At 44.0% G+C, this 14,237-nt stretch carries 5 protein-coding genes; all 5 read right to left on the reverse strand.

Translation table 11 applies throughout. The features are described 5' to 3' along the window. Positions 1–99: 99 nt before the first annotated feature. The 5 genes from QNI22_RS11020 to QNI22_RS11040 all read right to left on the reverse strand — a co-directional run bounded on the left by QNI22_RS11020 (position 100) and on the right by QNI22_RS11040 (position 14,133). Positions 100–612 carry a hypothetical protein gene (locus QNI22_RS11020; protein WP_314510687.1) on the reverse strand — a complete coding sequence of 171 codons (513 nt, stop codon included), beginning with the start codon at positions 610–612 and terminating at the stop codon, positions 100–102. Further along, positions 612–962: a hypothetical protein gene (locus tag QNI22_RS11025; RefSeq protein ID WP_314510688.1), complete on the reverse strand. Its 351-nt coding sequence runs from the start codon at positions 960–962 to the stop codon at positions 612–614. Before QNI22_RS11025 ends, QNI22_RS11020 begins: the two co-directional genes overlap by 1 nt. Next, positions 959–11,326, reverse strand: coding sequence for a LamG-like jellyroll fold domain-containing protein (locus QNI22_RS11030; protein ID WP_314510689.1), 10,368 nt, complete (start codon positions 11,324–11,326; stop codon positions 959–961). Before QNI22_RS11030 ends, QNI22_RS11025 begins: the two co-directional genes overlap by 4 nt. A 53-nt stretch (positions 11,327–11,379) precedes the next feature. After that, complete coding sequence (locus QNI22_RS11035; protein ID WP_314510690.1) at positions 11,380–12,129, reverse strand: hypothetical protein; 750 nt, start codon at positions 12,127–12,129, stop codon at positions 11,380–11,382. Positions 12,130–12,285: 156 nt separating this feature from the next. Beyond that, the gene (locus tag QNI22_RS11040) at positions 12,286–14,133 is read right to left on the reverse strand and encodes a hypothetical protein (RefSeq protein WP_314510691.1); all 1,848 of its coding nucleotides are present in this window, start codon (positions 14,131–14,133) and stop codon (positions 12,286–12,288) included. Between the last annotated feature and the right edge of the window lie 104 nt (positions 14,134–14,237).

Here is a 14,237-nt window from a genome sequence, read left to right on the forward strand (position 1 = left end):
AATAGTACTATCCACTCCCTCAACAGAGTTAGGGTAACCAACGGATAAAGTTGTCGTTATCCCTGCTCTTCCACTTCTGGTTGTAAGATAATCTCACAATTAAGTAGTCACTTTTATACGTTCAAAACACAATGGCAAAGACCTGATCAGTACTCTCTCCGTTTCTGGTACTTTCATATAATTGAGTGTACGTTCAGAAATAGTTTTCCGATACAATTCAAACTCATCTGTTTCCATGTCCAGCAATCTGGAAAATAAACCTTCTTTTAAGAAATAGTCTACGTCCCAGCTGATAGGTTTAAATACGGATTGACTAGCAGATATGTCTATCGGTGTATACAAGACAAAGAAACCAAATAAGGTTTGTTCGCCCAGGTGCTTACCATATAGGGTAATACTCTCCAGTAGCTCCTTCCAGTTTTCCAGTGAAAAGTCATGTAGTATACCTACAATTTGTATAAGCAGCTCATGCCCTACTGATCCTCCATATCGTCCAAGCGTATAGGCTATAAAATTTATCCTCTCGGAAGGTGACCAACCTGGTAAAACCTCAGTTATATGAATTGGAGGATTGGCATACATACCTTTGAGTAAGGGGTCGTATTCTTTCATTATTCTTTGGTTTCACTGGGTTGATTTAAAGGAGAGTTAGCCGGATCGTCCAGATCAAAGGCTAAGAACTCAGACAGCCATTCAAAAAGGATGTCTGTAGCTTTTTGTTCATCTTTCTTTGCTATATCAATAAGTATATAGGACGACCAGGAAACCGCAAATCTGCGCTTTTGTCTGGTATATATCCAGTTCTGAAAGTCTGAAAACATATCTACTTGGCAAACATCCCGAAGGGCTAGTCCATACCCTTCGAGAAAGCTGACGAGTGGGAGATAGCCTTCTGCCACATACATGCCTCGTCTGTATTTCAAATGCCAGATAATTGTCTGGAAGTTTTTAATTGCATTCATTTTACAACATTGTCAAATAATAAATATTCTCCATAGGTAAATAACTTTTTATATTCATTAATATTCATTCCTTCAGGTCCAGTGATGCGATCATAAATCATTTCACCTTTTCTGACTGCATAATGGAATTTCCATCCACGTTCTTTAGTAATAAGTTTTCCTGTCTTAGTATAAACATTACCAATTTCTGGAGCTCCATATTTATCAATAATATGAATAATATCACCACCTATTGCTTCTTGGATCTTTTTTGCAGCTTTATCACAAGTACCTGCATTTTCCATTAATTCGGCTATACTTGCTGTAGTTTTTTTCCAAGGCCAAGCTGAAACCACTTTATTTACAACAATCGGGATACCTGAACCAAAAACAGGTACTACTGCGTATTGAGACACTTTCTTAACTACAGCTTTAAGCACGGGCTTTCCTACATAAGCACCAGCCTTTCCTAAACCTGCGGTTGCTGCTGAAGTAACAATATCTTTCCCTATTTTTCCTGCACTATTTTGCACAATAGTTTTGGCTTCACCACTAGCCCACTTAACAGTTCCTTCTGTTGTATGCAAATTAGCCTCTTCTCCTCCCTTATAACCAAAGCCTTGAGGAATATAAACAGTTGCAGCATTATAGACTCCAGTGCCATAGGTGGAGGCTAGATTGGCAATACTTTTGCCTGTACTTACCATGTCATCCTTAACTTCCATAGCAAAATGACCTACCCATTCCGCTGTATTAATGAGCCACTCTGGTTCTGCCCCATCTATATCACGGCATAAAACAGGCATGTTACCAGCAAACTGATAAGGAGAATAAAAAGGATAACTAGCAGTTAATGGATCAACAGACAAAAACTTACCAACCGCCGGATTATAAATCCTAAACCCATAATCATAGTTGTTCGCAAAATCCTTATCCTTCTCCTTACCATTGTATCCATAGCGATAGGCATTGTAGTTCATACCTGGCATCTCCAACCCAAAAGCATAGTAGTTAGCATAGCTTTTTAAGGCTACCTGTAAGGTATTACCACTCCGATAATCGCCTACCACAGCCCGCACGTTACCCAGATGGTCTGTTAGTTCATAGTCTTTCTGACCAAGCATTCGGGTAAAAGCATTGGTAGTGTTTAGGCTGCGTGCTGCATTTAGATTAAATACACCCAGACGGCTGGAACCGTAGAGGAAGATCTCTTTTTGTAATGGGTTAGAAACTGTGTTGCTGGTAGTACTTACAGCTTCATAGACTGAGAGCACATTGCCTTGGGCATCGCGTACATAATAGGTCGTTTTTGCATCAGTTAGCTTGCCTGTATTGTCTCTGGTTTCAGTGACTTTTACTGTTCGGTTGCCAGATGCATCATACTGATAAGTAATCAGAGCAGTATTATCATTTTTCTTAACAGATTCTACCTTACCATACACATTCCAGGTAATTTTAATATTATCCTGTTTGTCTTCAATCAGGTTGCCTATTGGATCATAATCATAGTTATTTGCATCAGCTTGATCAATCGCGCCTAGTCCTTTCGTTGCAGTTGGCGCATTATCCACTACCTGACGCAGACGGTTATTAGTTAGATTTTGTTCATTAGCCAGATCCTGCCAGTTATATTCATAGTGTAACTGGTCTATAGTATTACCATCTTTGTCTTTCCGTGTCAGATCCAACAGGTTGCCGTTCGGATCATATTTATAGCTGGTTCCAAAGGCACTGGTAGGGTTGCCTGCCGCCTGGAAGGAGCTGGAAGTAATTCGGTTTAACTCATCGTAGGTATAATTCTCCCCTGTCACCTGCCCTTCAAAAGCCATGTTTGCGACTCCACTTGGGGCAATCTGACGCGTCCAGGCTGAGATATTTCCGTTATAGAGACTACGTCCAGCAGCAGGAGCGATCAGAGTCGTATTTCCAGCTTCAAATTTAGAACCGGTGTGGGTGTAGTCTCCACTGTAATAAGTCAAGGCCATACCAAAGGCATCGGTAGGCGTTACCTTGCCTGTACCTCCATCCTGTCCCGGATCATCTGTTGCTGTCAGGGTTGGATGGTTAATGGCTTTGAGCCAGCCGTGAACCGTATAGGTATAGTCTATCCCCTGAATCTTATCTTCACCCAGCTCCATGCGTTTGAGTGGTCCATGCAGGTAGTAGCTGTAAGTAGCATCCTTGTCCCAGATCACCCCATCGGCAGAGGTCTCTACCTGAGTCAAACGGTTGTCTTCGTCATAGCCATAGCGGTGATAGAATTGCTCAGAGGTGTTTTCCTGGTAGTTTACCCGAAGCACTTTGCCTGAGATCAGATCATATTCATAGCGCACATACTTGCGTCCAAGCGTTGGCAGTTCCTGTACCAGCCACTCTACGTTTCCATGTGGATCGTAGCTGTAGTAGGTACGGTGGCGGTCAGCTACAGTACCATCGTTTCCGTCGGCATCAATGGTGACATAGCTTACCCTGTTTTGCAGGTAACGCTGAGGGCTACCAGAGGCACTGTTGCCTGTTGGGGTATAGGTCACATCTGAAGCTGGTAATGAGTACACCGTAGAGGTACGCTGACGCAAGCCTGAAGTAGGGAAACTCATGTTCTCTACCTGAGCAGTCAGTACAGCAGGATCTTTTGTCTGGTTACTTTCACCTACCTCCACTACACGGCCAAGGCCATCATATTTGGTATAGGAGAAGAAACCATCTGCTACCTGTTTGGCATTTTGGGAATAACGTAGCTGACTCTTGTTGTTATAATAGAAGTTGGTTGTTCCACCATCCGGCGTATTCTGACTTACCAGTTGACTTAGTGAGTTATAGGTATAGGTTGTTTTGAGCCGGTGTGTAGGCAGACCATTGCGTGTGCCGGTAGCCAGGAAGCTCTTGTCTACCCCTTCTGGTGGAACCGTAGCAATCAGGCGACCTGCTCTATCATAGTAATAGAGGGTAAAGTGATGATAGCCCTGAGTATAGGTATAGCTAAAGTTTTCGACCAATCCTTCCTGTGCCACACAGACTCTCTGGTACTGGTTACGGTATTCGGTTAGTTTCTGTTGGGTAAAGCTTTCCAGTTGGCTACGTACCGAAGCGGCAATAGAGGCAGCCCGTGACTGTTCGCAGGTTTCTTTGGGTATATCAATGATATAGACAGGGTCCATACCCTCTGGAAGCTGGATGGAATCAGTTGCAATAGAGGTAGTTTTGTACTTAAAGCAGATTTTCGGAGCAGGACGGCAAGCGGTACAGTTTCCGCTTACAATAGCCTGCGTAGTATTGTAGATATAGCCTACCTCCAGATCGGTCAATGCTCGTTTGTAAAGCTGTACTTCATCGAGCTGACCATTGGGTGGTATAGGAACTGTACCATTAAATCCAGGTTGAGAAAGATAGAATCTATACCAGGATTTAGGTAATGTCATACCTGTCTTAGTGGCCAGCAGCACTCCATTTTTATAGAGCTTGCCTGTACCATTGTCAAAAGTAAAGGCAAAATGCTGCCATTGATTGGCAACTACTGTTCCATTGCCAAGATTCATATAGGTAGCTACATCAGTACCTACCACAACAAAACCACCCGGTCCGGTATGCCACAAAAAATAACCCCAGTCTGCTCCTACCGAATGGGTAGAATTCAGGGTAACCGGATTAATCCAGAATCCGACAGAAAAAGCAGTAGGCTGCTGCCAATTTATAGCCGTTGTTAAACTATTGGTGCTTGTCCCGTCAGACACAATAGATTGTCCAATCTTTCCACTAGCGGAGCGTGTCCATCCTCCAGTAAAAGTAGCATCATAGCCATTACAGGAAGCATCCTTGACGATGTTACCAGAACTCTCTTCAAAATTCCAGTATATCAGCAAGGCATCTTTATAGGAACTACCTGCCATTGCGCCAATTTCAGAGCTTCCCAATGCCCGGTTATAGACACGGATTTCATCGAGTTGTCCATCAAACTGGTCTCCTACTGACGAAGACGAAGCTGAAGCTGGACGGCCACCAATCAGAAAAGGAGCTGTGTTGGTAAACGAACCATTAATGGTAGTTCCATTTAGAGATGAGAAGGGTTGTACTACCCCATCCACATACAGTACATTTCCATTCAAGTTTCCATTACCGTTATATGTCCAGGCTACATGATGCCATTTGCCATCATTAAATCTATTGTCAGTACCTGCAGCTATCCGGTCATTATCAATATTATTGATCATAGCAAACCGGATCTTTCCATCAAACATAGCCAAATGATATCCTACCTGGGGAGAAACATACCCTGTAGATTTGGAAACTATCATGTATACAACATCTGTACGGGTAGCAGCTGTTTTAAACCAGGCTGTAATAGTAAAAGGTTTGTTCGGATACAGATCCAGTGATCGTTTATCCCCTACAGATACATAGGTAGTGGTACTGTTAGTAAATGCAGCCCCTACTTTTCCACTCGTTGTCCAGCCACCACTTCCTACAATAGTACCATTGTTTCCATTACCGGAAGCATCCGATACCACTGTTCCCTGTCCTTCATCAAACTTCCAGTAAGCCAGCAATCCATTGGAGGTATTCATTCCTAAGGTGTAATAGCCTGTTTTTAACTGGTCATTTGATAAGGCAAACGAAATACGATTGTTGTCATTTAAAATAGGTGAAGTAGAAGCAATAGTGAAAGCATCTGTAGGAGTAGCCCGATACAACAAATTATAGGTATAGACTGCTGTAGTCAGGTTACCAGGAATAGTGATTCCACCTGCTGCAAAGTCAAACGTTAGTTGAGCATCTACATTGTTAGTTTTCTGGATATACCAATCGCGTTGCCAGTATTTATCGATGCTGGGGGCAGCGCCTCCTGTGTTGGTTACATAGGCATTGGTAGCAGACGCATGCCCAGCAAATACATATTCATTGGCAGCATTGAGTGAACCGTTCAGTTCAGATAGGATTAATCCTTTGCCATTAGCTGCCTGAGAGTGTTTATCTGTTCCATCTACCGTTCCGATCCCTTGTACATCCAGATGATAAGCTGCTACTGGGTTTGTATAGTAGTCGTATTCAATCGTTAAGGCATATTTGGCCGCCAGATAATTTTCTACAATAATACGTTGGCTGCTATTCAAATTTGTCTTATAGAGAATTACCTCTGCAATGGTTGAATTGGTAGATGAATATCCATCTCCCCGTCTTCCTATTGTGTATTTATAGCCACTTCCCCCTGATGTTCGGGAGCCTGTTAAGACAACACCCTTTTTCCCATTTAGAGCGGCATATCCAGATAAAGAACTTTCATTGTGTACTCCGGAAAGAAGCAAAAAGGTATTTAATGGATAATAATCAGTCGTAACAGCTTTATAACCTGTTGAACTCTGAAAGCTTTTTCCTACATAGAAACTATTTGTATACGACCCTGTACCAAAAGGTATTATACCTGTATAATCTGCAAAACTCTCATTAGTAGGAGTCCCAACCAAAAATTGTCGCATGTCAGAAGGTACGGAGGGGGCAGAAGGATTACCATCCAGAGAAGCAACAGTAAAAATAGAAACACTGGCATTATCTACCTGCCCTAAAGTAGTTAAATAAGGAGCTGCATTGAATTTAATGGCTGGCTTGCCGTTAAGTGCACTGATTTTGAAGGTAGGCTGATAAGTAGCATTTGTTTGAGTAGCATGATTATTATTACCAGAAACATCTGTCCATGAAGAGAATTTCGCGCCATTAGCAATTCCTGTAAGCCTGCTTGCATCTAACCAGAAAGCATTGGTAGAACTATTTCCTACCCCTGCCGGACCTGTCTGAGTCACAGCCAAGTTTACTGGAGTAGCAACTACATCAGTACCTGTCCCTCCACTACCCGCTATGTTTGATGGATCAATGATCTCAAACGAAGAACCACAGCTACCTCCGATCTTAATATCAAATCCATGCAGTAAGATATTTTCTATTTTCTGATATGCAGCTTTGCCTGCCAGTGTGTTCTGCCCTGCCAGTTGAATCATCTCTGGCGTAATACCCTGCTGGCAATAGGCTACCATGGCATCAGCCATCGCCTCTACCTGACAAACCTGATAGGAGTTAAGGGCACTAAATGTATAGCCTGTTAAGGGAGCTCCCGCAGCTACCATCAGCGGATAGGTTGAATTATCGATTGTCAGAGTTACACCTGCATTCTCTACCAGTTCATTCTGATCCAATCCTTCAATCAGTTTTTTATCCACACTATGAATGGTCTGGATGATCTGCTGACGATACGTTTCCCGGTTGGCCGCACACGACTCATTGACCTTACCTGTCACAGCTGTCAGCAGTTCGTTTTTTACCTGGGTAGCCGCCTCGTCTGTAAGGGTAGCCGGACTATATTTTAAACACAGATACAGGTTATTCTTTTTATCTACACTGGCATCCGCTCCATAGGCCTCCCAACACTTTGCATACGCCCGATGCGTCTGATCCAGGTAAAAAAACTTGTAGGCATGTAGTACATGTTCTTCGGTACGTTCCTGTGTATAATACTCTGTCTTTTTGGCACCTGAACACAGGAAAAACTGATCCAGCAGTCCATTGTACTGGTAGTTGCCAGTGAGCTGATTATCCAGATTATTGGATAAACCCGGAATCGGACTGGTTGGATTACCTGTCGGATTCTGCTGCTTTTGCAGATACTGATCCACCACTGTCTGCCAGCAATTCCAGACGGTCTCACACGAGTAGAGAAGGGTTTGCTGTTGTGGTTCTCTCTCATTGAGCATGTTGGCAATCATCTGATCAAATACACCTGCTTCTGTAAAACCGGCATTGACAAACTCAGGCAAAGCACTCAATGGTGTCCTGGCAGCATTCAGACTATGATTCTGATAGTAGGCTTCAAACGAGTTGGTGGAAAGATTACAGCTAATCTCTTCACAGGCAATCACAGGTAAGTGAATCTGCAGACTTTCACAACTAGTGTTGGGTAAAGCTACCGGCACAATATAATAAGGTGTTTCGCTGTTTTCGGTCACAGGTGTTCCCAGTGCAGGTACGCGGCTATAACCTGGAGTATTGGCCTGGATTTTCTGATCCAGCAGTGCATACACTTCCTTGGCTTTACCCACCGATAACCAGTCCATAATCTGTTTCCAGTCTCCACTACCCATCAGATTGGCTTCACTGTAGCTGGTTTCTAGCTGGGTTAGCTGGGCTTCCAGGTATGTAGAGCTAGCTCCACTAGCCCGGTTGTGGGCAGTCACCGTCTTTTCAATCACATAGGTAGCCGGACCAGGCAGGGTCACCGACACATTGGTCAGGGTACGTGCCGTCAGCGAAGCACAACTGCCCGGCGCAATCACAATCGAATCGCCAATCATTTTTACAATGGTTGGATCTTCCTGATTAATGACCCGGATCTTGACTGTATAATCACAGGTAGTACAATAGTTCTGACATAGATCCCCTATCGTTTCCGGTGTGATTGAATAGCTAAAAGTCACTTTTGTGCTGTCTTCTGTGAGCACCAGCGGTTTACGGCTGGTTGTTCCAATGCCATTGAAAGGACTCTTCTCAGTAATCGTTTCATTGATTTCCTGAAATGGCGTGCCATCTACCAGCGCATCCAGATTGGGAGCTTTGCTGTCTCCCCCGATCAGAGCGGTAGCAATGGTTTTGCCATCTTTGCTCTGATAAGTTACCGAAGCTGTTCCGTTTGGATCATAGGTAATGGTTTTGTGCAGGTTAGCTGCTTTAGGAGCTTCTTCGCCAAAGAGCTTCACTACCTCATCTTCGGCTACAGCTGAGTAATAACTTCTCACCGTATGCCCGCTACCCAGTGTATGTGTAGCTCCTACTCCTCCCTGCTCTTTGACCCGATTGGTACCATCGGTAGTAAATACGGTACGTGTATACGGATACTCCTCGGCAGAGGCTACCCCCTGATTAATACCATTATCTGTTCCTGAATAATACCCATCGCCAGTTCTGGCTTTTGCAGGGGTTTTCCAGGTATCATTTCCATCAAACTTTTCTTTGATATACGCATTGTTGCCTGCATCGAGCAGCATATTTTTTATATATCCCAAACGGGCTTTTTCTTTTACCGGTACAGGTAATGTCTGCAAGGCATCGCGTCCTACATAATCCTGTTTGGTCTGAGCTACTAACACTTGGTTCTGCGACTGGATGCGGGTTTGTGACTGAGCAATCTGCCCTAACCCGTTGGCAAAACTCATCTTTTCAGACAAGCGTCCTCCTTCAGTCATTGTCCGGCTGTAAATCCAGTTGGTCCCATTGGCGTTTACCTCATCGGGCTGGGTAAAGGTAAATTCGATGGCTGAACTCCACTCTCCCCAGTTCAACGGATTGGCAATGCCGCCGGGCAGATTTCCAATAGCCCGTACCCGCCACAGGTACTTGCCACTGCCTTCGGCAATGGTTAATGTCATATAAGTAGCTGCTTTTTCGGTCTCAATCGATAAGGCTTTCGACCATTCAGTATCGGGAGATTCTGCTACTCCTGTCTTTTCATCAATAAATAATCTGAGTAACTGAAATTGGTAGTTAGCTACTTTGGGACAGTTACTCTGCCAGTTGAAGGTACGTTCATAATCCAGTGTAGCCGGATCATTGCTGCTCATAGTCAGATTACTAACCGTGATCGCTCCTGCCGGATAGGTAAAAGCTTCCTCATAACCCACTTTCAAACGAATGGCTTGTGCAAATGCGGAACTAGTAGCAGGTCCCGAGTAGGTCAGGGGTTCAATGGTAAAATGAGTCAGGTAAACAGGTTGTGAAGCAGAAATAGCCTGTTGGGTATGTTGGGCGGTAAAGTCAAGAATTAGGGTTTGTTCTGGTTTGTCTTTTCCAATCGTCAGTGACAGATTCGGCTGTGTAAACACCACCTGTTCCTGTTCATTATACCCTGTAACTTTAAAGGTAACGGTTGTAGCAAAATCAGCAGCGGAGGAAGCGGCATCAAACAAATGTATATCGCCTGTGCTCAAAGTGGCTTTCAGCACCGCTTTCTGAATCGTGCGTCCATTACACAGATTCACATCGACCTGGTTACAGGTATTGAGAAGAAGCTCTTTAGCCACTTTACTGGGAGCAGAAAGATCACTGACAGAGAATATCTGGCTTTCAATGGCGGTTAGTTCACGCGGTTTCACCACAATAGGTGCACTCTGAACAGGTGTCGTATTACACTCTCCATTGACAGTGACCGTAATCGATGCCGGAGTCGGGTTACCCGAAGCATTAGTGGGAAAGGCACTGTCGGTAAAATGCACTTTGACAGCAGACGTATTCTGTCCGCTTTCTACCACTACACCAGCGGGTAGATTCCACTGATAACTAGCCCCTGTAATAGCAGGAATGCTGTAGGTATAACTCACATTGGCACATACACTCACAGGGCCACTGATGGTACCTGCGCTAAGAGGTGAAATGACCTGTAAGGGAAATTCCAGTGAAGTACCCGTACCACAGCTATTTTCGGCAATGACGCGAACCGATCCACTGTTGGCGTTGGCACTAAACGTAATGGTAGCGGACTTGCCATCACTCCCTTCCACTACACTACTGGCTCCTCCAGTGACGGTACTGCCGTCGGGTGCTACCCAGTGATAGGCACTTGCCCAGTTAAATGAACCATTTAAGGTAAAGGTGTAGGATTTACCCGCACATATCTGAGCAGGGCCGGTAATCTGAGTGCCTGCTGCCAAGACGGGGGGCGGCAAAAACGAATAGGAGGCAGATACATAATTACTTACGGCACTGGGACAGTCATTTCTTTTAGTACGTACCCGCACTGTTCCTGTTGCAGAGGTAGTTCCTGTTAACTGATTCCATTGCACCTGTATCGTTCTGGTGCCATTTCCGCTTACAATCGTACCATTGGTAGTCGGGATTTCCCACTCATAGCTAACATTGAGTTGCGAAGAAACACTATAGGTATAGGTTTGGGTGGGTGAAATACAGACAGTACCACTGCTGGCATGCGAGGCAGTAAGGTTGGTGGGTATAGAAGGAAGAGACAGAATGGTATAATTATCTTCAGACTGAAACAATTGCCAGTTTCCACCAGAAGATGTCTTATACTGCCCATCTACAGTTAGAGTAACATTGCTTACAGTGCCACTCCAGGCAACCTGAGCATAGGCATTTCCATCAGAACCTATAAAGCTATTGAGAACCTGTCCCTGTGAAGCTGGACTAATTGTCCATTTTATATTCTGATAGTTACCTTTATATTCAGCTGAAAGCTGATAGGTGATAGTGGTAGAGGGACAATAAACATTATTACTGTTTGGCCCATAGATAATAGGTTGTGCTTGAGCAGACAAAGCATATCCTGCAAACACAACAAAAAAAGCAATGATTCTCAAAAAAACGTTGGCAAACCAAGGTGTAGATACTCTACCCATAACTATGTCTACTCTAAAGTGATAGTATATTTTCAATGAATTAGCTATAATGATTATTTGCTGGTCTGGACAATCTCATATCCCTTCCAGACAGGCAGTAGTGTGCCTTTGCTATCCCATACCAGCGCAGAAGCGGAAACAGGTACAGGAGCTGAATCTACTTTTATTCGCTTGGGTACAGAAAAAGACATACGGGTCTTTTCAATCGTGCTTCCTGTTGGATATACCATCTCCATTTGTCGGGTAATTTTACTGTCTGCATCTACCCATATAATCAGCTCTCGCATACCCAGCAGGATTTGTCGCTGAGGGAAAATAGAAAAGACCAGTTTATACACTGGTATTCCTTCCAGCAGTTCCGATTTACACTCTGTGATAGTCGCACAGGTTAGCAAGGTATCCCGCACTATCTTTCTCCATTGTCCATCGATACTGGCTTTTCTGGCAGCCGTATTGGTTTTACCCACCAGAATCCGGTGGGAATCGGGAAAAATGCTGATCGTCTGTTTTTTATCCTGCATACAGGTTATATCCGAACTCGAATAATACACTTTGTCTTTCCCAACATATACTTCAAGCTGTGTACCTGATTGTTGCAAGGCCCCTTTAGCATCTTCCCGAAAAAAAGTCATGGCCTGATAGGTTGTATGCACGAGTTCATTGTCTGCCAACGAATCATTTTGCTGAAGCACCTGACATACCTCCCGGAAAATAGTTTCTCCCTGAGAGTTATTCTGAGCCATAACCTGTCCTGTGGCTACCCATAACACAGCTAAAAGACAACCTACCAGCCACACTTTCATTTGTTTTTTATACCGCCAGTTCATTGTAGTAAAATTTATTTCAAGCAAAACCTTAGCATCTGTAGTACAGTTGCAGATACACTACCAACAGCAGGATGATGCTATAAAATCTGTATGATTTATTGTATAAGAGTTATAGGATCTTAGCAATTCAGGTTATCTGTCAACTTTGGGAATGTTATACTGAGTCTCCTGCACCATCTTCATCCCCCGTTCGGTTTCAATCAGTTTGCGAATCAGCTTGCCTTCCGAATTGTACTGGTAATACATGCCAAAGTGCTGATCATCGAAAGTCGCTACTGGTCTGAGGCTCTCGTCATACACATAACAGATCATCTGTGCATCCGCAGGCTGAATTCGCACATCATCAATGAATACACTCTCACTGCCACTATAAACCAGTGTGGGTGTAAACGTCTGCCCTGCAGCAATACTGCCTAGTTGGGAAGGCTGAATCAATGCTTCACACAGCGACCATTTGCCAACCTGTGCTACCACCTGTACAGGTACGGATGTGCTCCCATTCAGCTGCCATTGCAGTTGATCTGCCTGTTGTTGCATGGCTGCCAGGTCTTTGTCTTTGCCTGTGCCTACTCGTATCCATACCTTACACCAGATACCTCCATTTTTAAGTTTATCAGTCATCACAAAAGGACGCGTAGCAAAACTGCCATTCAGTTGCAAACTCTGTCTGCCTGAATGAGCTTCTGGTACAAGAGTACCCTGTATGGCTACTTTATCTTCCAGCACTGTATTTGTATAGGTATTTTCAAAGCTTTCAAACAAAACACTATTGTTAGTAGCATTTTGGGCTACCAGATAGGGCACACTGCCTCCATAGCCAAACTTGGCTGCGCTATAGTTGCCCAGTACATCACGTTCTTCAGCAGCCTCTCCATTCTGGGAGTACTGTGTCACAGTTGTAGCAGCCACCCAGCTTTGGGGATTAGACTCTGATGTCCAGCTAAAAGGATTAGCGGTGAAAGTTCCTACAATATAATTTCGGTTTCGGTTACCGGTTTCCTGTGTCAATGAGGTATTATAGGCATAGGTAGTCTTCGCCCGCCACTTGCCTGCATACCCATCCTGATAGGGATTGGCCCCTGCATACTCAGCCGGCGTCCAGCTATGATCAAAGGTGGTGGCTGCCGTAGCGACTACCCGGCTTTGAACAGAATTCCCCCCGGAAAGACAACTGAATGAGCCCACCGGACACATATTGGAAGGCCCAAAGACAATTGTCCCTGTGTTATCAGCAGAGAAGGTGCTGGCAGGATTTAACAGGTTTTCGCACAAAGGATCTGTGAGTGCAGAAACGATAACATCTAAAGCGGAAGAAGCGGAAGAACAACTATTGGAAGCCATTACTGACACATGAGCCATGCCTGCAAAATCAGCATTCCAGGTTACGAGTCCATTGCTGATAGATCCTGCCGATGAAGGAGAAAGAGTCCATACCACGGAAGTGGGAGATCCGGTAATCGTGCTGGTGTAAAAAGTTGTCCCTTCACCCTGTGTACGAGAATTAGGTCCTGATGGTCGTGTCACAGTAAGTGCCCCAGCACTAGGAGATGTAATTCTGATGTAAGCCTTGGTTGTAGAAATGGCACTAGTATTGTTGGATGCACTTATTTCCATATAATGAAGACCAGGCTCAAGTGTGATAGTAAATTCGTCAGCTATATTGGAAGAAGAGGTGGCATAATTGTTTTGATCAAGACTTACTGATGCAGTTCCAGTTGAAACTCCATTAAGTGAAGCCCTTAAAATATATGTTACAGTTATTTGTCTTCTTGAAGTCAACTCAATACTTGCTGTCTTATCCAGAGGAGGTTCAGAAGTAGAGACCTCAGCATTCAATTCAATATTTATAGGATCACAAGGAGTAAAAGTTCCACTTACTTGTGCAAACACCGCACTACAATTTAGAAACGCCAGCAAGCCCAGTAGTATGGTTCGTGTTCCAAGTTTTCTCGTTATATAAATAGTATCAGGCAATGACATCTGTACAGTTAGATTTATGGATGATAGCTAAGAGAATAGTTTTCTGGTTTAAGAGATTTACACTTTAACACCTAGTGTAAGCTACCGGGTACTATTCTCTCAGC

The sequence above is a fragment of the Xanthocytophaga agilis genome, from assembly GCF_030068605.1.
Classification (GTDB): domain Bacteria; phylum Bacteroidota; class Bacteroidia; order Cytophagales; family 172606-1; genus Xanthocytophaga; species Xanthocytophaga agilis.

Excerpts from the sequence above, each read along its gene's own strand:
- QNI22_RS11030 (WP_314510689.1), bottom strand. The coding sequence starts at position 11,326 with ATGGGTAGAGTATCTACACCTTGGTTTGCCAACGTTTTTTTGAGAATC.
- QNI22_RS11025 (WP_314510688.1), bottom strand. The coding sequence starts at position 962 with ATGAATGCAATTAAAAACTTCCAGACAATTATCTGGCATTTGAAATAC.
- QNI22_RS11020 (WP_314510687.1), bottom strand. The coding sequence starts at position 612 with ATGAAAGAATACGACCCCTTACTCAAAGGTATGTATGCCAATCCTCCA.
- QNI22_RS11035 (WP_314510690.1), bottom strand. The coding sequence starts at position 12,129 with ATGAAAGTGTGGCTGGTAGGTTGTCTTTTAGCTGTGTTATGGGTAGCC.
- QNI22_RS11040 (WP_314510691.1), bottom strand. The coding sequence starts at position 14,133 with ATGTCATTGCCTGATACTATTTATATAACGAGAAAACTTGGAACACGA.